Genomic DNA, 25,170 nt, shown 5'->3' with positions numbered 1-25,170 from the left:
AAAATCAGTGTTGCAGGATCTTGCTGAGGAAGTGCTGGGTACGCTCGTGGCGGGCGCTCGGGTTACCGAAGAAGTCTTCCTTCTGGCAATCCTCGATGATGTTGCCCTTGTCCATGAAGATCACGCGGTTGGCCACTTTGCGGGCGAAGCCCATTTCGTGGGTCACGCACATCATGGTCATGCCTTCGTGGGCCAGTTCAACCATCACGTCCAGTACTTCGTTGACCATTTCCGGGTCCAGCGCCGAGGTCGGTTCGTCGAACAGCATCACGATCGGGTCCATCGACAGGGCGCGGGCGATGGCCACGCGCTGCTGCTGTCCGCCGGACAGCTGACCGGGGTGCTTCTTGGCGTGGGCACCGAGGCCGACGCGATCGAGCAGGGCCAGGCCCTTCTTGGTCGCTTCCGCTTCGCTACGGCCAAGCACCTTGCGTTGGGCAATGGTCAGGTTCTCGGTGATGGACAGGTGCGGGAACAGCTCGAAATGCTGGAACACCATGCCAACGCGCGAACGCAGTTTGGGCAGGTTGGTCTTGGGGTCGGCGATCGAGGTGCCGTCGACCACGATGTCACCTTTCTGGAACGGCTCCAGGGCGTTGACACATTTGATCAGGGTGGACTTGCCCGAGCCCGACGGGCCGCACACCACCACCACTTCACCTTTTTTGACCTCGGTGCTGCAGTCGGTCAGTACCTGGAAGTCCCCGTACCACTTGTTGACGTTCTTGATGGAAATCATACGGTGATCCTTTTTTGCAGGCGCTTGACCAGCCACGAAGCGGAGAAGCTGATGAGGAAGTACACGACACCGGCGAAGATCAGGAACTCATGGGAGCGCCCGATGATATCGCCGTTGGAGCGTGCCGAGTTGAGGAAGTCCACCAGGCCCACGGTGTATACCAGCGAGGTGTCCTGGAACAGGATGATGCTCTGCTGCAACAGCAGCGGGGTCATCTTGCGGAAGGCCTGGGGCAGGATGATCAGGCGCATGGTCTGGCCGTAGGTCATGCCCAGGGCCTGGGCGGCGCCCATCTGGCCCTTGGAGATCGACTGCACACCAGCGCGGACGATTTCGCAGAAGTACGCGGCCTCGAACATCATGAACGCCACCACGCACGAGGTGAAGGCACCCACCGGGGTGTCTTCGCCGGTGATCCAGCGCAGCACGAACGGTACCGCCAGGTAGAACCAGGTGATGACCAGCAGCAGCGGGATCGAGCGGAAGTAGTTGACGTAGGCGCCGGCCAGGTTCGACAGCAGCTTGCTCGACGACAGGCGCATCAGGGCCAGGATGGTCCCCAGCACGATGCCGCCGACCACGCCCATGACCATCAGTTGCAGGGTCATGACCATGCCTTCCCACAGGGCTGGCAGGGCCGGGATGATTTCGCTGAAATCCATTTCCATTTATTTGCCCCCTACAGAAATCAGGCCGGGCACCGAGACCTTCTTCTCGACCATGCGCATGAGCAGCATCAGGCCCATGTTCAGGGTGAAGTAGATCAGCGTGGCCAGGGTGAAGGCCTCGAACAGGTTGGCCGAGAATTCGGCGGTCTGCTTGGTCTGCGCCAGCAGTTCCATCAGGCCGATCAGCGAAGCCACCGAGGAGTTCTTGAACACGTTCAGGAATTCCGAAGTGAGCGGCGGAATGATGATCCGGTAGGCTTGCGGCAGCAGCACGTTGGTGTAGATCTGCGACAGGCTGAAACCCATGGCGCGGGCAGCGGCTTCCTGGCCACGCGGCAATGCCTGGATACCGGTGCGCACTTGCTCACAAACGCGGGCGGCGGTGAACAGGCCCAGGCAGATGACCACGCTGATCAGCGCCGAAGTGGTCGGGTTGAGGTCCTGCTTGAACCATTCCTGCAGGCCTTCGGGCAGCAGATCCGGTACCAGGAAGTACCAGATGAACAATTGCACCAGCAGCGGTACGTTGCGGAACAGTTCCACGTAGGCGGTGGCGATACCTGAAACCAGCCGGTTCGGCACGGTACGCATGACACCGAGGATCGAACCCAGCAACAAGGCGATGATCCAGGCGGAGATGGCGATGGCGATGGTCCAGCCCAGGCCGGTGACGTACCAGTCCAGATAGGTTTCGCTGCCCACGCCGGTGGACTTGAAGAACACGCCCCAGTCCCAGTTGTAATTCATCGGGATTTCCCCTCAGACGATTGTTTCACGGGCACCTTCGACCATCCGAGGGCGGCGAGCGCCCTCGGATGAAAGGTTAGACACTAATGGGTGGCCTGCAGAGTTGATTGGTGCTGTTGAGCACCGGGCCACTATCTGAGAGTCAGGACTTCTTCTCGTCCGCGGCCTTGTCGGTCGGCTCGGCGATCAGTTTCTTCAGCTCTTCGCTCATCGGGAACTGCAGGTTCAGGCCCTTTGGCGGAATCGGCTGCTGGAACCACTTGTCGTAGCTCTTGTTGACCTCGCCCGACTTGAAGTAACCGACGATGGCATCATCGACCGCTTTCTTGAAGGCCGCGTCATCCTTGCGCACCATGCAGCCATAGATTTCGTACGACTGCGGGGTACCGGTAATGACCCAGTCCGACGGTTTGCGCGCCTTGGCCATTTCGCCGGCGAGCAAGGCGTCGTCCATCATGAAGGCCACGGCGCGGCCGCTTTCGAGCATGTTGAAGGCTTCACCGTGGTCCTTGGCGGAAATCACGTTCATCTTCATCTGCTTGTCGGCGTTCATCGCCTTGAGGATGCGCTCGGAGGTGGTACCGGCGGTGGTTACCACGTTCTTGCCGGCCAGGTCCGGGAAGTCCTTGTATGCCGGCTGACCATCCTTGACCTTGGTCAGCAGGCGGGTACCGACTTCGAAGATACCGACCGAGAAGCCGACTTGCTGCTGGCGCTCGACGTTGTTGGTGGTGGAGCCGCACTCGAGGTCCACGGTGCCGTTTTGCACCAGCGGGATGCGGGTCTGGGAGGTGACCAGGTTGTAGCGGACTTTGATGTCCGTGCCCAGTTGCTTCTTCAGGGCCTCGACGACAGCCAGCTGGATGTCGTGCGAGTAGCCCACGGGCTCGGGCTTGCCGGCCAGGTAGGAAAACGGGATGGAGGAGTCGCGGTGGCCCAGGGTGATGGTGCCCGAATCCTTGATCTTCTTCAGGGTGCCGGTCAGTTCTTCGGCCATGGCCGGCGAAGCGATCACAGCGGCCGCGATGGCGGCGCCCAGCAATTGACGAACGATGCGCATCAAATTTTCCTCGACGTGTTTGTTTTTTTTATGGAGCCGTTGGCGGACTCTTTCGTTCAACGAATACAGCATGAAGCGGGGTGCATTCGGCTACCAAGTGTAGAGCATGAGTCGTGCCAAGCTCTGATATCGATCATAAACCCGCGAAATCTCAGGGTATGAACCTTTCTTGACGATTTCTGCGTAACTGGAAGTTTCCGGATTTCCGAACGAATGCATTTACCCTGTTCGGAAATCCGAATAGATGGGCGAGCGCTGTAGTCCTGCTATAAGTACCGCGTTTATCAATATTGCGTGTGGTGTCCTGCGTCTTTTCAGACCAGGAGAAACCACCATGCCATCTGCCGATAGTCTTCCGTCCGGGTCGGTTGATCAGTTGATCGCCCGCCAGCTCCCCCCTTGGTTGGCCGCTGCCCAGGCGCGACATGTCGAGCCCTATCGACAGGCTTTGATCGCGCAGCAGCAGGTTGCCGATCAGCTGCAGCATCTGCTGAGTCGCATCCCGGCGGTTGACGACTTCGCAGCGCCGTTGCTGGAAAGGGCCTTGGCGGAAGCAGGGCTTGGGCATGTCGACCCTCGCCGCGCTTTCGTAGTGGTCAGCGAGGAGTTTCCACTGCCTTCGGCTGCAGAGAAGATCCACAAGCCGATGATCACCTATACCACCCGGCAATCCCTGCTCGCGGCGGCCCTGCACAATTTCGATGTAGAAGAGAGCGTGCCCTGGCTGTTGCGCAAGGCGTACCTGGTTGACGGCGAAGGGGGGCGGCTGGGCATGAGGTTTGAGCATTTTGTCAGCCTGTGCCGCACGCTGGATGTCGGTGGCCGTTACCAGGCGCTGTTGAAGACGGTTCTACAGCCCAAGGCAGGCCGGGGCCAGCCTGTCGACCAGGCGCGCCATGCCATCGAACAGCTGTTTCAGGACAGTTTGCGTACCCGGATGAAGGCAGAGCTGTATGAAGGCAGAATCAAGGGAGCGCTGGACGAGCGCGATCTGCGCCGTTTGTTGCCGATACTTGAGCGGCCAGCGCTACCAGCTTACGCAGGCGGTACGCTGACGCCGCGGCAGTTATACCTGTTGGGCAAGTGCATGGTGGGCATTGTCACCCTGGAATGGCGGCCAGCGCCGGGGGCCGCAGTGGATGAAATCATCGTCTGGATACCTGGCGACCCCGAAAAAAGCCTGCGGCATTACGATGCGTGGGATGACGTGTATGGCGATCTGGCGCTACGGCTCAGGCACGAGCCTTTCCTCGCGTTCATGCGGCGCTTTCTCAAGGCCGAGGACCGTAAAGGTTTCGAAATGGCCCTTGCACGCGCCCTGGCGTCCGCGGGTTCCAGCCGACCGGCGGAACTGGACGGGCGCAACCTGCCGGTCGAGGCTTCGGTGTTCAGCCATGTGCGTACCCAGGTCGTGGCGAAAATCTATGATGATGCGCGCTTCATTGCCGTTCCGACCGATGAAGAGGATCGGTTGAGCAGGCACAAGCGTTTGCAGGGGCTGCTGTATGCCGGGCTGGACCTGCTGGGCTTGGCCGCCTTTGTCGTGCCTGTCCTGGGTGAATTGTTGTTGGTAGTGAGCGCCGCGCAGCTGCTGGACGAAGTATATGAAGGTTATCAGGACTGGCGGTTGGGCGATCGCCAGGGCGCGCTGGAGCATTTGTTTTCCGTTGCCCAGGGGGTGGCGTTGACGGGGGCGAGCGCCGCAGCGCTTCACCTGCTCAAGCGGGTACCTTGGGTGGATGCGCTGGAACCCCAGGTAATGACGGGTGGCAAGGTCAGGTTGCTGCGAAATTCCCATTACCCCGCCGCGGAGAACAACCCGCTGGTATTGCTGCAAGGCTTGCCCGGCGAACATTTTGCCGACCTTCTGGAGCCCAGGGCCAAGGTGCTGCTTGATGCGGCGGGCCTGCAAGTGGACCAGTTAACGGCGCTTGCACGTGGAGCACGCGGCGCCGCCAGCGCGGCTGATCGACCTGCATGAGCGGCTGGATCTGTGCGCAAGACGCCCAGGGCTGCGTGGCTTGGCATTGGAGGGTGCGCTGCGGGACTTGCATCCGCCTGCGACCCCCGAGCAAACCTGGCTGATGAATGCTTTCAATGGATTATCGTCCCGAGGCGCACAGGAAATCATTGATCAGAGCAGTTCCTCACAGTTGCCGTCGCCATTGGCCGGCGGGCGAGTGCCGCTGGGTATGGCAGAGCGTGCCCGTTGGTACCTGCGTGACAGCCGCGTAGATGTTGCCTGCCTGGGTATTCGCCTACCGCAGCTGCTCAATGCCGACGGTGAAAAGCTGCTATTGGGGCTGGTCGAGCGCAAGGCCCCATGGCCTGCTTCGGTGCGGGTTGAATTACGTGCTGGCAATCGTGAGGGCCGAGTGCTGTTTGCCAGCCAAAACCACGAGGCCCGCGAAGTCCGGGTCATCATCAAAGGGGCGCAGGGGTATGCGTTGGACGGCGAGGCTGCTGGCCGCGATGCTTCTTTACTACATGCCGTGCTGCAGTGCCTGGACGACAAGCAGAAGCTGGTCTTGGGTAATGTCGGGCAGCAAGTGACACAACTACGGGACAAGGTGCTCGAAATCGCTGCACAGGAGCGCGAACAGGCCGCCAGGCTGATCGGTCTGGCCCCTAAGGGTACTGGCGTACGGCCACCCAGACGCTTTGGCGACGGCCGCCTGGCTTACCGCCTGAGCGGCGGTGGGGAGAGTAGCCGGCAGGCGATCCGGCGCGGCATCCACCAGATATTCCCGACGCTCAGTGAAATGCAGCTTGAAGCTTATATGGATGCGGTCCGCCAGCGAGGCGAAAACCTGTGGGACCATTACCAGATGCTGCAGCGCCAGCTTGCCGGGCTACGCGACGTGCTGCGCCAGTGGCAGGCCGACTGGCAGAACCCCATCGACGCCATCCGCCGCCGCCGCGTCGCCGATACGTTACGCCGGAGCTGGCGGCGCAAGCTGGTAGACAGTAATGACCAGTATGAGCTGACCATCGACGGTGAGCCGGTCAGTGCGCTGCCTGTCCTGCCGCGCGGGGTCGACTATGTGCATGTACGCAGGCTAACGTTGCGTAACATGCAACTACAAGATATCGATGCTTCGTTTCTCAGGCTATTCCCGAATGTTGTCGATCTTGATCTTAGCGGCAACCGGCTAAGCCGTGTGCCAGAGGGTATCGAGGGCCTTACCCAGCTAAGACGGGTCAATCTGGGTAATAACCAGATTGTCCTGGATGAAACCGGGAGCCGCCGTCTGGCGGGTTTGCAGCGGCTCAATACCTTGACTCTGAGCTACAACCCGCTCAACGGCGTGCCTGATCTCTCTGCCTTGCCGCACGTGCGTGACGTGCGCCTGCGTGCAACCGGGCAGGTTGATGTGAATCTGCTTCATGAGCGGGTTGCGTTGCGCGCGCACGTCGACCTGCGCGACAACCGGATCAGCGAGCTGCAAAGGGATATGCGCGGCCTGCGCCTGCGGCTGCGAAGGCTCAATCTGCATGAGAATCCGCTGAACGAAGCCAGCGTCCAGTTGCTTGACGAGGCCCGCGGCGTCAGCGACTCCCGGGCCAGGGGCGGCGCATCCCACGCCCATGCGGCAGTGAACGACCAGACCCGCGCAGAATGGGTGGCCAGCCGAAACGAAGCGCTGCGTACCAGCCGCGAAGCCAGCTGGGACCGTTTGCAGGAGGAGTCCGGCTCGGCAGGCTTGTTTCGTTTCCTCGCAGACTTCGCCGAAAGCGAAGATTTTGAAACACACCCCCGTCATTATCGTCGCCGTATCTGGCATATCCTCGATGCCTGCGAACACGACGAAGCATTGCGCGAGCGATTGTTCCGCGAGGCTGACGCTCCCCGTAGTTGCGAAGACCGCTTGCTGTTGATACTCAACCAGATGGAAGTGGCCATCCTCGCTTACCAAGGTATCGAAGACGTCCCAGTGGCGGTACGGGAGGCCCGTTTTCTGCGTCTGGGCCGGCAATTGCACCGTCTGGACCTGCTGGATGCCATTGCTGCACGGCATGTGCAAAGAATGCGCGCAGAGGCAGTGGTCGAGGTCGACGAAATTGAAACGCGGCTGTACTACCGCTCACGTCTGGCAAGTGCCCTGGATCTGCCGGTAACACCAGACCAGATGCATTACGCTTCGTTTGCCCACGTAAGCAATGCCGACCTGAGCCATGCGCAACTGGAAGTACTGGCGGCCAATACGTCGGTGGCCATCCTCGATACGTTGGCTGAGCGCCCTTTTTGGCAGAATTACCTGCGTGAAACCTACCCAGAGCGTTTCGATGCGTTGGCTGCGCCCTTCCATGAACGCCTTGAATCGCTTGAACAGCAGGCCAGAAATGGCCAGGAAAGCGACTACGGCGGGCGTGCCCGGGCATTGATGCGCGAGCACGAGGTTGACGAGCGGGTACTGATGCGCACCTTGACCACCGAGGCCTGGGCGCGTTCTGTTAGCGACGACCGATCACCGCGAACCTGAGCGACACCAGGCGAGGCATGCAGGGTCAGGCTGCCTGGACTCGGGCCTGATTCTGCGTGCGTTGTTGCAGGTAATCCCTCAGCAATTGCTGTTCACTGGCGCTGGTGAACAGCCCCAGCTTGGTGCGGCGCCAGAGGATATCGTCGGCGTCGCACGCCCATTCCTGATCGCACAGGTATTCCACCTCGCGGCCGAACAGCCCACCGCCCAGTGGCTGGCCCAGGTCTTCCGGCCCGTGCACGCCGTCGAGCAACTGCCACACGCGGTAGCCATAGGTGAGCGCCCAGCGTTTGGCGATGTCCACCGGCAACCAGCCGCAGCGCGCCAGTACGGCATCCACCAGGTCTTGTACGCTCGTCATGTTCTCGCCACCTGGCAGCGGCGCACTGGCCGTCCAGCTACCACGCATCTGCGGGAAATGCGGCTTGAGCTCGGCCATGGCCGATTCGGCCAGCTTGCGGTAGGTGGTCAGCTTGCCGCCGAACACCGACAGCAGCGGTGCCTGACCTTCGCTGGCGGACAATGCCAGGGTGTAGTCGCGGGTCACCGCCGAAGGGTTGTCCGATTCGTCATTGCACAGCGGGCGAACCCCGGAGTAGGTGTGCACGATATCGTTGCGACCAAGCTGGTGGTTGAAGTGCTCGTTGACCACTTTCAGCAGGTATTCGGTTTCCTGTTCGGTGATTGCCACCTTGGCCGGGTCGCCGCTGTATTCGCGGTCGGTAGTGCCGATCAGGGTAAAGCGGTCCAGATATGGGATGCAGAAGACGATACGCTGGTCTTCGTTCTGCAGGATATAGGCGTGTTCACCTTCGTACAGGCGCGGCACGATGAGGTGGCTACCCTGGATCAGGCGGATGCCGTACGGCGCATCGAGCTTGAGGTCGTCCTTGATGAAGCTTGCAACCCACGGGCCTGCTGCGTTGACCAGGGCGCGGGCGCGAATGCTCTGCAGGCTGCCGTCGGCGTGCTGCAGTTCCACCTGCCACAGGCCATCGACACGCTCGGCGCGCAAGCAGCGGGTGCGGGTGTGGATGTGCGCGCCGTGCTCGCGGGCGGCCATGGCGTTGAGTACCACCAGGCGGGCGTCGTCCACTGCGCAGTCGGCGTATTCGAAGCCACGGGTGATCGCTGGCTTGAGCGGGTAGCCTGGGCCGAAGCGCAGGCTGCGCGAGGCACCCAGGCGCTTGCGCTTGCCCAGATGGTCATACAGGAACAGGCCGGCGCGGATCATCCAGGCCGGGCGCAGGTGCGGGCGGTGCGGCAGCACGAAACGCATGGGCTTGACGATATGCGGGGCCTTGGCCAGCAGTACTTCACGCTCGGCCAGCGCTTCACGCACCAGGCGAAACTCGTAGTGCTCCAGGTAGCGCAGGCCGCCATGGATCAGTTTGCTGCTGGCCGACGAGGTGTGCCGGGCCAGATCGTCCTTTTCGCAGAGGAACACCTTCAGGCCGCGCCCGGCGGCGTCGGCAGCGATGCCCACGCCATTGATGCCACCGCCGATCACGGCGAGGTCATAGCAGTCGGCGAGTGGGGGCTGGGACGAAACGGGCTGGGACACGGCAAGGCCTCCTGAGGCTGTTCACATCGAATATGAACATTGATGTTCGTTTTCGAAAATACTAGCGCAACAGAAAGCCGGTCGCCAGTCAGTAGTTATAGAAAAAACTGATCAGATGACAACAAAGTGAACATTTACGAAAACGGCGGGCCGCTTCGCAGCCCACTGGCGGCTCAGACTACTTCGAGGCGTATCTTGTACTGGTTGAGCAACTGGGTAAGGGCGGGCGTTGGCGCCTGGTCGGTGACCAGGCAGTCGACCAGGCTGATCGAGCCCATGCGCACCATGGCGTTGCGCCCGAACTTGCTGGAGTCGGCGGCAAGAATCACTTGTCGGGCATTGGCGATGATTGCCTGGGACACCCGCACTTCCTGGTAGTCGAAATCGAGCAGGCTGCCGTCTTCGTCGATGCCGCTGATGCCCACCAGGGCGAAGTCGACCTTGAACTGGTTGATGAAGTCGACACTGGCCTGGCCGACAACCCCGCCATCGCGACGCACCGTGCCCCCGGCCACCAGTACTTCGAAATCATCCTTGGCGGCAAGGATCGCGGCGACATGCAGATTGTTGGTGATGACTTTCAGGTGGTTGTGGTTGAGCAGTGCGCGGGCGATGGATTCGGTGGTGGTGCCGATGTTGATGAACAGCGAGGCATGGTCGGGAATCTGCCGAGCCACGGCTTCGGCGATGCGTTGCTTTTCGTCACGCATCTGGTCGGCGCGCATGGCGTAGGCGGTGTTCTCGATGCTCGAATCATAGGCTGCGCCGCCGTGGTAACGGCGTAGCAGGTTGAGTTCTGCAAGCTGGTTGATATCACGGCGGATAGTCTGCGGAGTGACGACGAACAGCTGCGCCATTTCCTCGATACTGACGTAACCGCGTTCGCGTACCAGTTCGAGAATTTGTTGTTGGCGAGGGGGCAGATTCATGGGCGGTCCTTTGGGGCTGCCGGACAAATGCTGCAATGATGCCGTAGGACGGGGACTACGACCAGTAGACTAACAGGCCCGTTGCTTCACGCGGTCCCTGCTGCGGCGCTCGTCATGCACAAAACCCAAAAGCTGTACTGGTCCCTGTGGGAGCGGCTTCAGCCGCGAACACCGGCGCAGCCGGTGCCATCTTCGCGGGTAAACCCGCTCCCACAGGATTTGGGCAAGCTTTCGCGCCGGGCATCAGGCCTCGTGATCTTCCCAGTCACGAGTACGCTCGACCGCCTTCTTCCAGCCGGCATACAGCTTCTCTTTCTGCGCTTCATCCAGTTGCGGGCTGAATTCGCGCTCGATGATGGCCTTGTCGCGCAACTCGTCCAGGCCGCTCCAGAAGCCACAGGCCAGGCCCGCCAGGTAGGCCGCCCCCAACGCAGTGGTTTCGCGCATTTTCGGGCGTTCCACGCAAGTGCCCAGGATGTCGGCCTGGAATTGCATGAGGAAGTTGTTGGCCACTGCGCCGCCATCCACGCGCAGCTCGGAAAGGCGCTGGCCGCAATCCTGCTGCATGGCGTCAAGCACGTCGCGGGTCTGGTAGGCGATCGACTCCAGCGCGGCGCGGATGATGTGGTCCACCTTCACGCCACGGGTCAGGCCGAACAGTGCGCCACGGGCATACGGATCCCAGTACGGTGCGCCCAGTCCAGTGAAGGCGGGCACCAGGTATACGCCGTTGCTGTCCTTGACCTTGCTGGCAAAGTATTCGGTATCCAGCGCGTCGTTGACGATCTTCAGTTCATCACGCAGCCACTGCACGGTGGAACCACCGTTGAACACCGCGCCTTCCAGCGCGTAGGCCACTTCGCCTCGCGGGCCGCATGCAATGGTGGTGAGCAGGCCATGGGAAGACTTCACCGCCTGGTCGCCGGTGTTCATCAGCAGGAAGCAGCCGGTACCGTAGGTATTCTTGGCCTGGCCCGGCTCCACGCACATCTGGCCGAACAGCGCGGACTGCTGGTCGCCGGCGATACCGGCAATGGCGATGCCGCTCTTGGTGTGGCCGTAGACCTCGGAAGATGGGCGTACTTCGGGCAGCATCTGCCGTGGGATGCCGAGGATTTCCAGAAGCTTTTCGTCCCACTGCAGGCTGTGGATGTTGAACATCAGCGTGCGCGAGGCATTGGTGTAATCGGTGACATGTACCTTGCCGCCGGAGAACTTCCAGATCAGCCAGGTATCGATGGTGCCGAACAGCAGCTCGCCGCGCTCGGCGCGTTCGCGAGCACCCTCGACATTGTCGAGGATCCACTTCAGCTTGGTGCCGGAGAAGTATGGGTCGGTGACCAGGCCAGTAGCTTCGCGAATGTAGTCTTCATGGCCGTCGCGCTTGAGCTGCGCGCAGATCTCGGTGCTGCGGCGGCACTGCCAGACGATGGCGTTGTATACCGGGCGACCGGTTTCCTTGTCCCATACCACGGTGGTTTCGCGCTGGTTGGTAATACCCAGCGCGGCGACCTGGGCGTGGCTGATGCCGGCCTGGGCCAGGGCCTCGACCATGGTCGCGCTCTGCGTGGCGAAGATTTCCATCGGGTCGTGCTCGACCCAGCCCGCCTGTGGGTAGTGCTGGGCGAACTCGCGCTGGGAGGTACCCACCACATTGGCGTCGCGGTCGAAAATGATGGCCCGCGAACTGGTGGTGCCCTGGTCCAGGGCGATGATGTAGTTCTTATCCTGGGTGTCTGTCATGGTCGTAGGCCTTGCGAAAATTGGGGTTCAGGGCTGGGTGTGACGCCGGCGTCAATTGACTTGAGTATCGCCCTGGCGGTTGTCATTTGTCTCAGGGTTCCCGGCGGCTGCCATTGGCAGGTTACGGGCGATCAGGCCGCGATAGGTCGCGGCACCGAGGCAGGCGCCAAGGATCGGTGCGAACACCGGAACCAGGAAATAGGGCATGTCCCGACCGCCAGTGAAGGCGATTTCGCCCCAACCGGCCAGGAAGGTCATGAGTTTTGGCCCGAAATCGCGGGCCGGGTTCATGGCAAAGCCGGTCAACGGGCCCATGGCGCTGCCGATCACGGCGATCAGCAGGCCGATCAGCAGCGGGGCCATGGCACCGCGCGGCAGGCCGTTGTTGTCGTCGGTCAGGGCCATGATCACCGCCATCAGGATCGCGGTGATGATCACCTCGACCAGGAACGCCTGGCCGGTGGACAGCGACGGGTGTGGATAGGTGGAGAACACCGAGGCCAGCTCCAGGCTGGCTTCGCTACCGCGCAGCATGGCGTGGGCCTGTTCGAAATCGAAGAACAGGTTGCTGTACAGGGTGTAGACCAATGCGGCACCACAGAACGCACCGCATACCTGGGCCAGCATGTAGAAGGGCAGCTTGCGCTTGTCGAAACCGGCGAACAGGGTAAGGGCGATGCTCACCGCCGGGTTCAGGTGCGCGCCGGAAATACCGGCGGTGAGGTAGATCGCCATGCTGACGCCCACGCCCCAGATGATACTGATTTCCCACAGGCCAAAGCTGGCGCCCGCGACCTTGAGCGCGGCGACGCAGCCGGTACCGAAGAAGATGAGCAGTGCAGTACCGAGGAACTCGGCCAGGCATTGGCTGGACAGCGTGGGTTGGCGTAGAGCAGTCGTCATGTATGACCTCGTTTTTTTTGTTGTGAGGCGCTGGGCGCTCGACAGCAAAGCCTGGTGTCTATCCCCATTGACCCCAGGCAGATGTAGGAAATGCACCTTAAAAGTGCACCATTTATTCACAAACGAAAAAATATAGACAAGAAACGCTGATGTCAAAGGTCGAAAGTGAACGATCGGTCACGATCTGGTTGCTGATTTCCGGTGCGTATCCGCGTGCTAGAGGGGCGCGATTGCGGTGCGCTGGCTGCGCTGTGGGAATTGTCCTAAAGTAGCCGCCGAGCCGTCCCTGACCGGAGCAACTGCATGACCCCCGCCCTAGACCTGTTGAAGAAGCACCGCGCCGAACATCGTGTGCACAGTTACGAACATGACCCGAAGTCGGCGTCGTATGGCCTGGAGGCTGCGGAAAAGCTCGGTCTCGACCCGCAGCAGGTGTTCAAGACCTTGCTGGCGAGTAGCGAGAAGGGGGAGTTGCTGGTAGCGGTAGTGCCTGTGGTGGGCACGCTGGACCTCAAAGCCCTGGCCCATGCTGCGGGGGTGAAAAAGTGCGAGATGGCTGACCCGGCGGTGGCGCAACGGGCCACGGGGTACCTGGTGGGAGGGATCAGCCCGCTGGGGCAGAAGAAGCGCCTGCGCACCTTCATCGATGACTCGGCGCAGAATTTTGCGACTATCCATGTCAGCGCCGGGCGGCGTGGGCTGGAGGTAGAGTTGGCGGCAGCGGTATTGGCCGAGCATACCCAGGGCAAGTTTGCCGGGATCGGTAGAGGCTGAGAATTTTGGGGCTGCTTTGCAGCCCATCGCGACACAAGGCCGCTCCTACAGGGGAATACTTACCCTTGTAGGAGCGGCCTTGTGTCGCGATGGGCCGCAGAGCGGCCCCAGAATATCGAATCAGGTCGCCGAACTGTACCGGCGCACCCCGTTCTCCTGTCGCGGCAACTGCGCCGCCACACTGCCCGGGACCGGGAACAGCACCAGATGGTCGGCTTTCACGGCAATCCCCACATCCTCACCGACCTGATGATCGTCATGGCTAGGGAAAATTGCCTCCAGCTGGCTACCAGTCGGCAACTGCAGGCGGTATAGAGTCGATGCGCCAAGGAAGCTCTTGCCAACGATGTTCGCCTGCAGCGCACTGCCCGGTGCGTGGACGATATCGTCAGGGCGCAACAGTACATCCACCGAGCTGCCCGGCGCCATGATGTAGGCACGATTGCCGCGCAACTCACCCAGCTCGGTATTGACCGCCTCGTGGCTGATCATCTGCCCACGGATGAAATACCCCTGGCCAATGAAGCTGGCCACGAACGGCGTCTGTGGCTCGTGGTAAAGGTTGTAGGGCGTGTCCCACTGTTCCAGGCGGCCCTCCTTGAACACACCGACCTGGTCGCTGACGGCAAAGGCCTCTTCCTGGTCATGGGTCACCAGGATGGCGCTGGTGCCGCGGCTCTTGAGTATGTCGCGAACCTCATGGCTCAGGCGCCGGCGCAGTTCCACGTCGAGGTTGGAGAAGGGCTCGTCGAGCAGCAGCAGTTGCGGCTCCGGTGCCAGTGCACGGGCCAGGGCGACCCGTTGCTGCTGGCCACCGGACAGTTCATGCGGGTAGCGCCCGCCCAGGCCACCCAGCTTGACCAGCTCGAGCATCTCTTCGATGACCTCGGCCTGGCGCGGGTGCTTGGCGATGCCGAAGGCAACGTTCTGTGCCACGGTCAGGTGCGGAAACAGCGCGTAATCCTGGAACACCATGCCGATGCGGCGTTTTTCCGGAGCCAGCGTGAAGCCTGCCCGGGAAATGACCTCGCCAGCCAGCTGGATCTCGCCGTCGTGCACCGGCTCGAAACCGGCGATGGCGCGCAGGGTTGTGGTTTTGCCGCAACCGGATGAACCCAGCAGGCAACCGATGTCGCCTGCGTTCAGGTGCAGATTGAGGTTCTGGACGATGCGCTGGTCGCCATAGCCGCAGGCGAGGTTACGCAGGTTGAGCAGTAGGGGTTGACTCATGCGTGGTGGTAAGCCGGTTCTACAAGGAATTCGAGAAGGGCCTTCTGTGCATGCAGGCGGTTTTCAGCCTGGTCCCAGGCGACCGAACGTGGGTCGTCGAGCAGGTCATGGCTGATTTCCTCACCACGGTGGGCGGGCAGGCAGTGCATGAACAGGGCGTCGGGTGCCGCCAGGTCGAGCAGTTCGCGGGTGACCTGGTAAGGCGCGAAATGCGCCAGGCGCCGAGCAGTTTCCTCCTCCTGGCCCATGGAAGTCCAGACATCCGTAGTCACCAGGTGGGCGCCGCGCACGGCTTCCTTCGGGTCACGCACGATCTGCACGTGGTCGCCACCAATGGCCATGAAGCGTGGGTCCGGCTCGTAGCCTTCCGGGCAGGCGATGCGCAGCTGGAAGTCGAACTGCCTGGCAGCCTCGATGTACGAGTTGCACATGTTGAAGCCATCGCCGATCCAGGCGACGGTCTTGCCCTGGATCGAGCCGCGGTGTTCGAGGAAGGTCTGCATGTCGGCCAGCAACTGGCATGGGTGCGACTCGTCGGACAGCGCGTTGATCACCGGCACACGCGAGTTGGCGGCGAATTCGGTCAGGGTGGTGTGGGCGTGGGTACGGATCATCACCACGTCGAGCATGCTCGACAGCACGATGGCGCTGTCGCTGATCGGCTCGCCACGGCCCAGCTGGGTGTCGCGTGGGGACAGGAAGATGGCCTGGCCGCCGAGCTGGATCATGCCCGCCTCGAACGACACGCGGGTACGGGTCGAGGACTTTTCGAAGATCATGCCCAGCACGCGGTTCTTCAGGGGCTCGAACAGCACGCCTCGCTTGCGCAGGTCCTTCAGCTCGATGCCGCGGCGGATCACACCGAGCAATTCGTCGGTGGTGAAGTCCAGCAGGGAGAGAAAGTGCCTAGCGCTCATGATTGACTACCTTATCTGCAACGGTATGCAGGTCGACCGTATGGTTTTTTTGACAACGGGAGTGACCTGCGGCGTAAGCCGCACGGGGGCGGACGAAATAGGGAAAGGCGCAATACTATAAGTAAATGTCGCCTGAAGCCAAGAGGGGAAACAGCTGCCCGGAATCAAAGGGTGTTGCAAAGGGTGTCTTCACCCGACAGGCAGTGCTGTTTTTTATTTGCTACAGAGGGTTGTACACGGCTTGCCGGCAATTTGGCAAATGGCTGTCGCAAATCGTGTGCCTGATGTCGGTGGATTCACGCCGCGAAGCGCGCTGGCCGGTGGTTGAGCGTGAGCGCATAGTCGATGTTCGACAACCCTCTACAACATCCTCCACGATAACAAGGCAGAGGCGGCCATGACCAAGACCCTGCACCACCGTGCCTGTCACCTGTGTGAAGCAATCTGCGGACTGAACATCGAAGTCAGCCATGACGACCACGGGCGGGCGCTGATCAGCTCGATCAAGGGCGACCCGCAGGACCCGTTCAGCCGCGGCCATGTCTGCCCAAAGGCCGTGGCCTTGCAGGACATCCAGAATGACCCCGACCGCCTGCGCCAACCGCACAAGCGGGTGGGCGAGCACTGGCAGGCTATCGGCTGGGACGAAGCCTTTGCCCTGGCCGCCGACAGGTTGTGGGCGATCCAGCAGGCCCATGGGCGCAATGCCGTTGCGGTGTACCAAGGCAACCCGAGCGTGCACAACTACGGCCTGATGACCCACAGCAACTACTTCCTGGGCCTGTTGAAAACCCGCAACCGCTTCTCTGCCACCTCGGTGGACCAGTTGCCGCAGCACCTGGTCAGCCACCTGATGTACGGCCATGGCCTGCTGCTGCCGATCCCGGATATCGACCAGACCGGTTTCATGCTGATTCTTGGCGGCAACCCGCTGGCTTCCAATGGCAGCATCATGACCGTGCCGGATGTGGAAAAGCGCCTGAAAGCCCTGCGGGCCCGGGGTGGGCGCCTGGTCGTGGTGGACCCGCGGCGCAGCGAAACGGCGGCGATGGCCGACAGTCACCTGTTCATTCGCCCTGGAGGGGATGCGGCCTTGTTGTGTGGCGTGCTCAACACCCTGTTCGCTGAAGGCCTGGCGCGCGGCTCGCACTTGCCGGTCACCGGCCTGCAGCAGGTGCGCGAAGCAATTGCGCCGTTCAGCGCAGAGGCCATGAGTGCCCATTGTGGCATTGCCGCAACAGACATTCGCCAGCTGGCGCGGGACTTCGCTGCGGCCGACAAGGCGGTGTGCTACGGCCGCATGGGGGTTTCTACCCAGGCCTTCGGCACCCTTTGTCACTGGCTGGTGCAACTGATCAACCTGGTGACCGGCAACCTTGACCGTGAGGGAGGCGCGCTGTGCACCGAGCCTGCCGTCGACCTGGTGGCGACCACCTCGGGTGGCCATTTCAACGCCTGGCAGAGCCGGGTGTCGGGCTTGCCCGAGTACGGCGGCGAACTGCCCGTGGCGGCCTTGGCCGAGGAAATGCTGACACCCGGCGAAGGGCAGGTGCGCGCGCTGGTGACGGTGGCCGGCAACCCGGTACTGTCCACCCCGAACGGCCGCCAGTTGGATGTGGCGCTGGGTGGGTTGGAATTCATGCTCAGCATCGACCTGTACATCAACGAAACCACTCGTCATGCCGATCTGATTCTGCCCTCCACCTCGGCGCTGGAAAACGATCATTACGACAGCACGTTCAACCTGCTGGCCGTGCGCAACGTGACACGCTTCAATCGGGCGATCCTGGCCAAGCCCGAAGGGGCATTGCACGACTGGGAGATTTTCGTCGGGCTGGCACAAGCGTTCGCCAAGCGCGCCGAGCTGGAACTGAAGCCGACCTGGGCACCGGCGCAGATGATCGACCTGGCCCTGCGCAAGGGGCGCTATGGCGAGGCGACTCCCTGGCAGTTGTCGCTGGCAGCCCTGGACAAGCACCCGCATGGCCTCGACCTGGGGCCATTGCGCACCAACCTTGCTGCGCGCCTGACAACTGCCAGCAAGGCTGTAGAAACGGCGCCCCAGGTGCTGCTGGACGACTTGGAGCGGCTGGCGCAACAAGCCCCTCCGGTGCCAGGCGAACTGCTGCTGATCGGCCGTCGCCATGTACGCAGCAACAATTCGTGGATGCACAATTATCATCGGCTGGTGAAAGGCAAACCACGACATCAGTTGTTGATGCACCCGCAGGACCTTCAGCAGCGGCAGCTGCAGGACGGCCAGCGGGTTCGTATCCGCTCGCGTACCGGGGAGCTTGAAGTCGAGGTACAGGCCTGCGAAGACATGATGCCGGGTGTGGTCAGCCTGCCCCATGGCTTCGGTCACGCTCGTCAGGGCGTGCACATGCAAATTGCCAAGGCGCAACCTGGCGTGAGTGCCAATGACCTCACCGATGAGCGCCTGCGTGACCAGGTTTCCGGCAATGCCGCCCTCAATGGCGTACCTGTGCAGGTAGAGGCCGCGTAAGGAACGGTAAGGCCGAGCATGCTGCTCGGCTTTCCGTTACAATGCGTCACCGTGCCGACGACCGCGTCGGAAAGTTCAGCCGAGGTGCTACATGGATATCATCGAAACGATCAAAGAGCAGATTGCCAACAACACCATTCTGCTTTACATGAAAGGCTCGCCGAATGCCCCGCAGTGTGGCTTCTCTGCGCGTGCATCGCAGGCCGTGATGGGTTGTGGCGAGAAGTTCGCCTACGTCGACATCCTGCAGAACCCGGAAATCCGCGCGAACCTGCCAAAATACGCCAACTGGCCGACCTTCCCGCAGCTGTGGGTAGCCGGTGAGCTGGTCGGCGGCAGCGACATCATGCTGGAAATGTTCGAGAAGGGTGAGCTGCAGACCCTGATCAAGGACGCGGCGGCCAAGGCCAAGGCTTCCGAAGCCTGAATTTTCGGCAAGCATGAAAAAACCCGCTGATCGCGGGTTTTTTCATGGGGCGAAATATTTATTCTTCGCCCATCTGCGACTGCAGGTAGTTTTCGATACCGATCTTGTCGATCAGCCCCAGCTGGGTTTCCAGCCAGTCGATATGTTCTTCCTCGGACTCGAGGATGTCTTCCAGCATGTCACGCGAGCCGAAGTCACCCGCGGTTTCGCAATGAGCGATGGCTGCTTTCAGGTCGACCAGGCCTTTCTGTTCGATCTTCAGGTCGCATTCGAGCATTTCCTTGGTGTGCTCGCCAATCAGCAGCTTGCCCAGGTCCTGGACGTTGGGGATGCCTTCGAGGAAGAGAATACGCTTGATCAGTTTGTCAGCGTGCTTCATCTCGTCGATCGATTCCTTGTACTCGTGCTTGCCGAGTTTGTTCAGGCCCCAATCTTCGTACATGCGTGCGTGCAGGAAGTACTGGTTGATCGCGACCAGCTCGTTTCCGAGGATCTTGTTGAGATGCTGGATGACGCTTACGTCGCCTTTCATGTCGGGTTCCTGCCCTGTAGAAATGTGCCAATACAGCGAAGTTTGAGCCCGATACTTAGGTGTGTCAAACCTAAGTTCTTGAATAATAAGTGAAAATTAATGGAAATAAGAATGTTTGTGAACCGCGTTGAAGCGCTAACTTATTGAATTTCGGGCATAAAAAAACCGGACGCAAGGTCCGGCTCTTTGAATTTCGGGTTTCAGGCTGCGGTAAATTCCACAGGGTAGGGCAGGGCTGCCTGGCTGACCTGAAGCTCGGTCAGGGTATCACGGACCACCTGCTTCGCCACGCAGGCACATTTGCCACACTGGCTGGCGACGTTGGTAGCGGCTCGCACTTCCTTGTAGCTGCAGCATCCTTCATAGATCGCATCGCGGATCTGTCCGTCGGTAACGCCGACACAAAGACACACATACATAAAGGCTGACCATCGTTGGTGGGCTCGATGGGGTGGAGCTTAATGTTAATGAGAATGCTTGTCAAAGTGGTTTCTGCAAGGGGCGTGCTTGAGCGACCGGCGGTTGCTTCGTCGTTGGAGTCGGCCTGTCATCAGAAGCCGTGTATGATGGTCAGCCTTTGTTGGATGTCGGGCAAGCCCGTCTGGCCCGGCAAACGGTTTTTCACCCTCATCAGGAGATTACAATGAGCGTACTCGTTGGTAAGAAAGCCCCCGATTTCACCGTTCCGGCCGTGCTGGGCAATGGCGAGATCGTCGACAGCTTCAACCTGGCTTCGGCCATCAAGGGCAAGTACGGCCTGGTGTTCTTCTACCCGCTGGACTTCACCTTCGTCTGCCCGTCCGAGCTGATCGCCCTGGACAACCGCATCCCTGACTTCCAGGCGCGCAACGTGGAAGTGATCGGCGTGTCGATCGACTCGCACTTCACCCACAACGCCTGGCGTAACACCCCGGTAAACAACGGCGGTATCGGCCAGGTCAAGTACACCTTGGCGGCCGACATGACCCACGAAATCTGCAAGGCCTACGACGTAGAGTCCGAAGGCGGCGTGGCCTTCCGTGGCGCCTTCCTGATCGACACCAACGGTGTTGTCCGTTCGCAGATCGTCAACGACCTGCCACTGGGCCGCAACATGGACGAGCTGCTGCGCCTGGTCGACGCCCTGCAGTTCCACGAAGAGCACGGTGAAGTTTGCCCTGCCAACTGGAAAAAAGGCGACAAAGGCATGAACGCTTCGCCGGAAGGCGTTGCTGCCTACCTGAGCGAGAACGCTGGCAAGCTGTAATTGCCGCGTGCATGAAAAAACCGGCCCATGTGGCCGGTTTTTTTTGTGCGTTCCTGTTCCGGCCTCTTCGCGGGCGCGCCCGCTCCCACAAGTACTCCGCTGGCCTCAGCCCATTGTGCGATCCCTGTGGGAGCGGGCATGCCCGCGAAGGCTTTTGCAGATCAGTCGTTGAAATCGCGCCAGCCGCCCATCTCTTTCCAGCGGTTGACGATGCCGCAGAACAGTTCGGCCGTCTTCTCGGTGTCATAACGTGCCGAGTGCGCTTCACGCCCGTCAAAGTCGATGTCGGCGCTCTGGCAGGCCCGCGCCAGCACGGTCTGGCCATAGGCCAGGCCCGCCAGGGTAGCGGTGTCGAAGCTGGAGAACGGGTGGAACGGGTTGCGCTTCAGGTCATTGCGCGTCACCGCGGCATTGAGGAAGCCCAGGTCGAAGCTGCTGTTGTGGCCGACCAGGATCGCCCGCTTGCAGCCATTGGCCTTGAGCGCCTTGCGCACGCCACGGAAGATGTCGGTCAGCGCGCTTTCCTCGCTTACCGCCATGCGCAGTGGATGGTCCAGCTTGATCCCGGTGAACTCCAGTGCAGCCGGCTCGATGTTGGCGCCTTCGAACGGCTCCACCCGGTGGAAGTAGGTGTGCTCGGGGAACAGGAAGCCCTTTTCGTCCATGCCGATGGTGACCGCGGCAATTTCCAGCAGGGCATCGGTGGCGCTGTTGAAGCCACCGGTCTCCACATCCACCACCACTGGCAGGTAGCCGCGGAAACGCTCGGCCATCGGGTGGCGCGAGCCGCTGCTGCCCTGGGTGTCGAGGTCGTCTTCGTAGAGGTCTTCGCTCACGCGTTTTCCTCCAGCAGGCGCCAGCGCAGTTTTTCGCCGGCGCGCAGCGGGACCACGGTCTGCTCGCCAAACGGCAGGCTGTCCGGGGCTGTCCATTCTTCACGGACCAGGGTAATGGTGTCGGTATTTGCCGGCAGGCCGTAGAACGCCGGGCCGTGCAGGCTGGCAAAGCCTTCCAGCTTGTCCAGCGCGTTACGCTGCTCGAACGCTTCGGCGTACATCTCGATGGCGGCGTAGGCGGTGTAGCAACCGGCGCAACCGCAGGCGGCTTCCTTGGCGTGACGGGCGTGCGGGGCCGAGTCGGTACCCAGGAAGAACTTCGGGTTGCCGCTGGTGGCCGCATCCAGCAGCGCCACCTGATGGGTGTTGCGCTTGAGGATCGGCAGGCAGTAGAAGTGCGGGCGAATGCCGCCAACCAGCATGTGGTTGCGGTTGTACAGCAGGTGCTGCGCGGTGATGGTCGCGCCGACATTGGCCGGAGCCTCGGTGACGAACTGCGCGGCATCGCTGGTGGTGATGTGCTCGAACACCACCTTCAGCGTCGGGAAGCGCTCGACCACACGGCGCATGTGCTCGTCGATGAAGCGCTTCTCGCGGTCGAACACATCGATCTCGCTGCGGGTCACTTCGCCATGCACCAGTAGCGGCATGCCGACTTCCGCGAGCGCCTCGATGGCCGGGAAGATGTTGTCGATGCTGGTCACGCCCGAGTCGGAATTGGTGGTGGCGCCGGCCGGGTACAGCTTGGCGGCGTACACGAAACCGCTGGCCTTGGCCGCGCGGATGTCCTCAGGGCTGGTGCGGTCGGTGAGGTACAGCACCATCAGCGGCTCGAAGCGGCTGCCAGCCGGGCGGGCGGCCAGGATGCGCTCACGGTAGGCGCCGGCCTCGGCGGCATTGCGCACCGGCGGAACCAGGTTGGGCATGATGATGGCACGGGCGAAAGTACGCGCCACGTCGCCAACGGTGTGGGGCAGGACGGCACCATCGCGCAGATGGATGTGCCAGTCGTCGGGACGCAGGAGGGTCAGGCGATCGGACATTGGGGATTCCAGGCGGGTCGAACTCAAGCGCCAATGCTACCGGAAAACCCTGGGTGGAGCACGGCTATCAAGTTTTCCGGCAGGCGTCCGATAGCCTGCAGGTAAGCCGTCGGAATTTGTGGAGCCACCCGTGCGCCAGCGTTACCTAGCCCTGTTGACCCTGTTCGCCAGCCTGCCGGCCGGTGCACTGACCTTCCAGACGCGCATGGAGAACATTGCCTGGAAGGTCGAGGGTGATCAGTTCGAATGCCGGCTGATCCAGCCGATCGACGGTTTCGGCAGTGGCGAGTTCGTGCGCCGCGCGGGCGAGCAGCCGGTGTTCCAGCTGCGTTCGGCCAGCAACGTCCTGGGCGCGGGCACGGCCACGTTGCTGGCAGCCGCTGCACCGTGGCAACCCGGGCGCAGCGACATCAACCTGGGCAGCGTGCGCATGGCCCGCACCGGGGTATTGTTCAGTTCGTCCCAGGGCCAGGCCAGCCGGTTGATCAACGGCCTGCTCGACGGGCGCAGCACGGTGGTGCGCAATTACGCCGGCGAAGCTGGCAGGCCGATGGAAGTGCGTGTGCTGCCGGTCAGTTTCGCCAAGGCCTATAGCGACTATCAGGCCTGTGCCGGCAAGCTGCTGCCGATGAACTACGACCAGGTGCGCCAGACCCAGGTTGGTTTTCCCGGTGGGGGATTCGAGCTGGATGATGCGGCCAAGGCGCGGCTGGACGTGATCCTCGATTACATGAAGGCCGACCCGACAGTGAACCATGTCGAGCTCAACGGCCACTCCGACAACAGTGGCAACCGTTTGACCAATCGCGACATGTCGCGCCGCCGGGCGCTGGCGGTGGCCGACTACTTCAAGGCTCATGGCGTGCCGGAAGAGCAGATTACCGTGCGCTTCCATGGTGAGCGTTATCCGTTGGCGAAGAACAACAGTGCAGCCAACCGGGCGCGTAACCGGCGGGTGAACATCGAACTGGATCGGGTGGCGGTGGTTGAGAAGACGCAGGAGAAGCCGGTTGAGCAGGCGGCGCCTGCTGCTCCGGCGGCAGCGCCAGCCAGTCCGCCTGCTGCCGCGCCGGGGGTGAAGGCGCCCTGAGTCGGGTTGACCGCCAGGTGTCCGCCACAACATTTTTTGCGCCTGTGAGACCGAGCGCCGCCCGCGCGGCGCATCGCCGGCAAGCCGGCTCCCACATCTGTTTCGGGCCAGTCTCTTCTGTGCCTGGTGCGCGCGCCCCCTTGTTTGTACGACACGATATCGAAGGTAGCGCTGCTGCTCTTCTGCAATCTTCAGTCATGCACCCAGGGTGCGAGTGCGCAGGAGGCAGGAGTAACTGGCCCGAAACAGATGTGGGAGCCGGCTTGCCGGCGATGCGCCGCGCGGGCGGCGCTCGATCTCATAGGCGCTGATCAGGTCAAGGCATGCACCTTGGGGCCCTGATACAATTCTCCCGTCGCCCTTCCGAAAGTTCCTGTCGCTTTGTCGTCAGAAGCTGTCGCCCCACTGTAAATTTATCCGCAACGTCGTTAGAATCGATCCCTTTCCGTACAACCCCGTGGAGTGATGGCATGGCGGACGTAAAAAAGGTCGTACTGGCGTATTCCGGCGGCCTTGATACTTCGGTGATTCTCAAGTGGCTGCAGGATACCTACAACTGCGAAGTGGTGACCTTCACCGCTGACCTGGGTCAGGGCGAAGAGGTCGAGCCGGCTCGTGCCAAGGCCCAGGCAATGGGCGTTAAAGAGATCTACATCGACGACCTGCGCGAAGAATTCGTGCGTGATTTCGTGTTCCCGATGTTCCGCGCCAACACCGTCTACGAGGGCGAGTACCTGCTGGGTACTTCCATCGCCCGTCCGCTGATCGCCAAGCGCCTGATCGAAATCGCCAACGAAACCGGCGCCGACGCCATTTCCCACGGTGCCACCGGCAAAGGCAATGACCAGGTGCGTTTCGAACTGGGTGCCTACGCCCTGAAGCCAGGCGTCAAGGTCATCGCTCCATGGCGCGAGTGGGATCTGCTGTCCCGCGAGAAGCTGATGGATTACGCCGAGAAGCACGGCATTCCGATTGAGCGCCACGGCAAGAAGAAGTCGCCGTACTCGATGGACGCCAACCTGCTGCACATCTCCTACGAAGGCGGTGTCCTGGAAGATACCTGGACCGAGCACGAAGAAGACATGTGGCGCTGGAGCGTCTCGCCCGAGAACGCCCCGGACCAGGCCACCTACATCGAGCTGACCTACCGCAACGGTGACATCGTTGCCATCGACGGCGTCGAGAAGACCCCGGCCACCGTTCTGGCGGACCTGAACCGTATCGGTGGTGCCAACGGCATCGGCCGCCTGGACATCGTCGAGAACCGTTACGTCGGCATGAAGTCGCGTGGCTGCTACGAGACCCCTGGTGGCACCATCATGCTCAAGGCCCACCGTGCCATCGAGTCGATCACCCTGGACCGCGAAGTCGCTCACCTGAAGGATGAGCTGATGCCGAAGTACGCCAGCCTGATCTACACCGGCTACTGGTGGAGCCCGGAGCGTCTGATGCTGCAGCAGATGATCGATGCTTCGCAGGTCAACGTGAACGGCGTGGTACGCCTGAAACTGTACAAGGGCAACGTCACCGTGGTTGGCCGCAAGTCGGACGATTCGCTGTTCGATGCCAACATCGCCACCTTCGAGGAAGATGGCGGCGCCTACAACCAGGCGGACGCTGCCGGCTTCATCAAGCTCAACGCCCTGCGTATGCGCATTGCTGCCAACAAGGGTCGCTCGCTGCTCTGATCGTTGGCAGGTGCAATAAAAACCCCGGCCCAGGCCGGGGTTTT

22 protein-coding genes are annotated in these 25,170 nt (G+C 61.6%); 8 read left to right on the top strand and 14 right to left on the bottom strand.

Annotated elements, in window-relative coordinates:
* Window positions 1-4: 4 nt before the first annotated feature.
* The 4 genes from QIY50_04950 to QIY50_04935 all read right to left on the bottom strand — a co-directional run bounded on the left by QIY50_04950 (window position 5) and on the right by QIY50_04935 (window position 3,214).
* Window positions 5-739, bottom strand: coding sequence for an amino acid ABC transporter ATP-binding protein (locus QIY50_04950; protein WGV21595.1), 735 nt, complete (start codon window positions 737-739; stop codon window positions 5-7).
* Window positions 736-1,407: an ABC transporter permease subunit gene (locus QIY50_04945; GenBank protein WGV21594.1), complete on the bottom strand. Its 672-nt coding sequence runs from the start codon at window positions 1,405-1,407 to the stop codon at window positions 736-738. The genes QIY50_04950 and QIY50_04945 overlap by 4 nt, the downstream gene beginning before the upstream one ends.
* The gene (locus QIY50_04940) at window positions 1,408-2,154 is read right to left on the bottom strand and encodes an amino acid ABC transporter permease (protein ID WGV21593.1); all 747 of its coding nucleotides are present in this window, start codon (window positions 2,152-2,154) and stop codon (window positions 1,408-1,410) included. It lies immediately after the preceding gene.
* 142 nt (window positions 2,155-2,296) lie between these two features.
* Complete coding sequence (locus QIY50_04935; protein ID WGV21592.1) at window positions 2,297-3,214, bottom strand: glutamate/aspartate ABC transporter substrate-binding protein; 918 nt, start codon at window positions 3,212-3,214, stop codon at window positions 2,297-2,299.
* A 334-nt stretch (window positions 3,215-3,548) separates the two neighbouring features.
* Here QIY50_04935 and QIY50_04930 point away from each other — a divergent pair, with 334 nt between their 5' ends.
* Window positions 3,549-5,195: a hypothetical protein gene (locus QIY50_04930; GenBank protein WGV21591.1), complete on the top strand. Its 1,647-nt coding sequence runs from the start codon at window positions 3,549-3,551 to the stop codon at window positions 5,193-5,195.
* A complete protein-coding gene (locus QIY50_04925; protein ID WGV21590.1) occupies window positions 5,152-7,698 on the top strand; it encodes an NEL-type E3 ubiquitin ligase domain-containing protein in 2,547 nt (848 codons plus the stop codon). The genes QIY50_04930 and QIY50_04925 overlap by 44 nt, the downstream gene beginning before the upstream one ends.
* A 25-nt stretch (window positions 7,699-7,723) precedes the next feature.
* On the opposite strand, the gene glpD is transcribed toward QIY50_04925, so the two are convergent.
* From glpD to QIY50_04905, 4 genes are all read right to left on the bottom strand, one after another.
* The gene (gene glpD / locus QIY50_04920) at window positions 7,724-9,262 is read right to left on the bottom strand and encodes a glycerol-3-phosphate dehydrogenase (protein ID WGV21589.1); all 1,539 of its coding nucleotides are present in this window, start codon (window positions 9,260-9,262) and stop codon (window positions 7,724-7,726) included.
* 173 nt (window positions 9,263-9,435) lie between these two features.
* Window positions 9,436-10,191 (bottom strand): DNA-binding transcriptional repressor GlpR, encoded by a 756-nt coding sequence (gene glpR / locus QIY50_04915; GenBank protein WGV21588.1) that lies wholly within the window; start codon window positions 10,189-10,191, stop codon window positions 9,436-9,438.
* Window positions 10,192-10,434: 243 nt separating this feature from the next.
* A complete protein-coding gene (glpK, locus tag QIY50_04910; GenBank protein ID WGV21587.1) occupies window positions 10,435-11,934 on the bottom strand; it encodes a glycerol kinase GlpK in 1,500 nt (499 codons plus the stop codon).
* 51 nt (window positions 11,935-11,985) lie between these two features.
* Window positions 11,986-12,837 (bottom strand): MIP/aquaporin family protein, encoded by an 852-nt coding sequence (locus QIY50_04905; protein WGV21586.1) that lies wholly within the window; start codon window positions 12,835-12,837, stop codon window positions 11,986-11,988.
* Between the two features lie 303 nt (window positions 12,838-13,140).
* Here QIY50_04905 and ybaK point away from each other — a divergent pair, with 303 nt between their 5' ends.
* Window positions 13,141-13,611, top strand: coding sequence for a Cys-tRNA(Pro) deacylase (gene ybaK / locus QIY50_04900; protein ID WGV21585.1), 471 nt, complete (start codon window positions 13,141-13,143; stop codon window positions 13,609-13,611).
* A 120-nt stretch (window positions 13,612-13,731) separates the two neighbouring features.
* Here the strand turns inward: ybaK and QIY50_04895 are convergent, their stop codons facing one another.
* The gene (locus QIY50_04895) at window positions 13,732-14,841 is read right to left on the bottom strand and encodes an ABC transporter ATP-binding protein (GenBank protein ID WGV21584.1); all 1,110 of its coding nucleotides are present in this window, start codon (window positions 14,839-14,841) and stop codon (window positions 13,732-13,734) included.
* Window positions 14,838-15,758, bottom strand: a complete 921-nt coding sequence (gene argF, locus QIY50_04890; protein WGV21583.1) for an ornithine carbamoyltransferase — start codon at window positions 15,756-15,758, stop codon at window positions 14,838-14,840. The genes QIY50_04895 and argF overlap by 4 nt, the downstream gene beginning before the upstream one ends.
* A gap of 397 nt (window positions 15,759-16,155) precedes the next feature.
* Here argF and QIY50_04885 point away from each other — a divergent pair, with 397 nt between their 5' ends.
* Together QIY50_04885 and grxD are read left to right on the top strand one after the other, a co-directional pair.
* Complete coding sequence (locus QIY50_04885) at window positions 16,156-18,264, top strand: molybdopterin-dependent oxidoreductase (protein ID WGV21582.1); 2,109 nt, start codon at window positions 16,156-16,158, stop codon at window positions 18,262-18,264.
* Window positions 18,265-18,355: 91 nt separating this feature from the next.
* The gene (grxD, locus tag QIY50_04880; GenBank protein ID WGV21581.1) at window positions 18,356-18,691 is read left to right on the top strand and encodes a Grx4 family monothiol glutaredoxin; all 336 of its coding nucleotides are present in this window, start codon (window positions 18,356-18,358) and stop codon (window positions 18,689-18,691) included.
* Between the two features lie 58 nt (window positions 18,692-18,749).
* Here grxD and bfr read toward each other — a convergent pair whose 3' ends face one another.
* On the bottom strand, window positions 18,750-19,223 hold the full coding sequence (gene bfr / locus QIY50_04875) for a bacterioferritin (GenBank protein WGV21580.1): 474 nt from the start codon (window positions 19,221-19,223) through the stop codon (window positions 18,750-18,752).
* Window positions 19,224-19,423: 200 nt separating this feature from the next.
* Complete coding sequence (locus QIY50_04870; GenBank protein WGV21579.1) at window positions 19,424-19,642, bottom strand: bacterioferritin-associated ferredoxin; 219 nt, start codon at window positions 19,640-19,642, stop codon at window positions 19,424-19,426.
* A 224-nt stretch (window positions 19,643-19,866) separates the two neighbouring features.
* Between QIY50_04870 and QIY50_04865 the strand changes: the two genes are divergently transcribed.
* Window positions 19,867-20,469, top strand: a complete 603-nt coding sequence (locus QIY50_04865) for a peroxiredoxin (protein WGV21578.1) — start codon at window positions 19,867-19,869, stop codon at window positions 20,467-20,469.
* A gap of 161 nt (window positions 20,470-20,630) precedes the next feature.
* On the opposite strand, the gene rnt is transcribed toward QIY50_04865, so the two are convergent.
* Window positions 20,631-21,305 (bottom strand): ribonuclease T, encoded by a 675-nt coding sequence (gene rnt, locus QIY50_04860; protein ID WGV21577.1) that lies wholly within the window; start codon window positions 21,303-21,305, stop codon window positions 20,631-20,633.
* Window positions 21,302-22,348 (bottom strand): dihydroorotase, encoded by a 1,047-nt coding sequence (pyrC, locus tag QIY50_04855; protein ID WGV21576.1) that lies wholly within the window; start codon window positions 22,346-22,348, stop codon window positions 21,302-21,304. The genes rnt and pyrC overlap by 4 nt, the downstream gene beginning before the upstream one ends.
* A 130-nt stretch (window positions 22,349-22,478) precedes the next feature.
* On the opposite strand from pyrC, the gene QIY50_04850 reads away from it, so the two are divergent.
* Both QIY50_04850 and QIY50_04845 read left to right on the top strand, forming a co-directional pair.
* Entirely contained in the window at window positions 22,479-23,438 is a 960-nt protein-coding gene (locus tag QIY50_04850) for an OmpA family protein (protein WGV21575.1), read from the top strand.
* Window positions 23,439-23,908: 470 nt separating this feature from the next.
* Window positions 23,909-25,126: an argininosuccinate synthase gene (locus tag QIY50_04845; GenBank protein ID WGV21574.1), complete on the top strand. Its 1,218-nt coding sequence runs from the start codon at window positions 23,909-23,911 to the stop codon at window positions 25,124-25,126.
* The last annotated feature ends 44 nt before the right edge of the window (window positions 25,127-25,170 follow it).

The organism is Pseudomonas putida (assembly GCA_029953615.1).
In the GTDB taxonomy this organism is placed as follows: domain Bacteria; phylum Pseudomonadota; class Gammaproteobacteria; order Pseudomonadales; family Pseudomonadaceae; genus Aquipseudomonas.
This window is presented reverse-complemented; position numbering and strand designations above follow the sequence as displayed.

Coding starts and splice junctions, on each gene's coding strand:
- QIY50_04950 (WGV21595.1), bottom strand. CDS start 739: ATGATTTCCATCAAGAACGTCAACAAGTGGTACGGGGACTTCCAGGTA.
- QIY50_04945 (WGV21594.1), bottom strand. CDS start 1,407: ATGGAAATGGATTTCAGCGAAATCATCCCGGCCCTGCCAGCCCTGTGG.
- QIY50_04940 (WGV21593.1), bottom strand. CDS start 2,154: ATGAATTACAACTGGGACTGGGGCGTGTTCTTCAAGTCCACCGGCGTG.
- QIY50_04935 (WGV21592.1), bottom strand. CDS start 3,214: ATGCGCATCGTTCGTCAATTGCTGGGCGCCGCCATCGCGGCCGCTGTG.
- QIY50_04930 (WGV21591.1), top strand. CDS start 3,549: ATGCCATCTGCCGATAGTCTTCCGTCCGGGTCGGTTGATCAGTTGATC.
- glpR (WGV21588.1), bottom strand. CDS start 10,191: ATGAATCTGCCCCCTCGCCAACAACAAATTCTCGAACTGGTACGCGAA.
- glpK (WGV21587.1), bottom strand. CDS start 11,934: ATGACAGACACCCAGGATAAGAACTACATCATCGCCCTGGACCAGGGC.
- QIY50_04905 (WGV21586.1), bottom strand. CDS start 12,837: ATGACGACTGCTCTACGCCAACCCACGCTGTCCAGCCAATGCCTGGCC.
- ybaK (WGV21585.1), top strand. CDS start 13,141: ATGACCCCCGCCCTAGACCTGTTGAAGAAGCACCGCGCCGAACATCGT.
- QIY50_04895 (WGV21584.1), bottom strand. CDS start 14,841: ATGAGTCAACCCCTACTGCTCAACCTGCGTAACCTCGCCTGCGGCTAT.
- argF (WGV21583.1), bottom strand. CDS start 15,758: ATGAGCGCTAGGCACTTTCTCTCCCTGCTGGACTTCACCACCGACGAA.
- QIY50_04885 (WGV21582.1), top strand. CDS start 16,156: ATGACCAAGACCCTGCACCACCGTGCCTGTCACCTGTGTGAAGCAATC.
- grxD (WGV21581.1), top strand. CDS start 18,356: ATGGATATCATCGAAACGATCAAAGAGCAGATTGCCAACAACACCATT.
- bfr (WGV21580.1), bottom strand. CDS start 19,223: ATGAAAGGCGACGTAAGCGTCATCCAGCATCTCAACAAGATCCTCGGA.
- QIY50_04870 (WGV21579.1), bottom strand. CDS start 19,642: ATGTATGTGTGTCTTTGTGTCGGCGTTACCGACGGACAGATCCGCGAT.
- QIY50_04865 (WGV21578.1), top strand. CDS start 19,867: ATGAGCGTACTCGTTGGTAAGAAAGCCCCCGATTTCACCGTTCCGGCC.
- pyrC (WGV21576.1), bottom strand. CDS start 22,348: ATGTCCGATCGCCTGACCCTCCTGCGTCCCGACGACTGGCACATCCAT.
- QIY50_04845 (WGV21574.1), top strand. CDS start 23,909: ATGGCGGACGTAAAAAAGGTCGTACTGGCGTATTCCGGCGGCCTTGAT.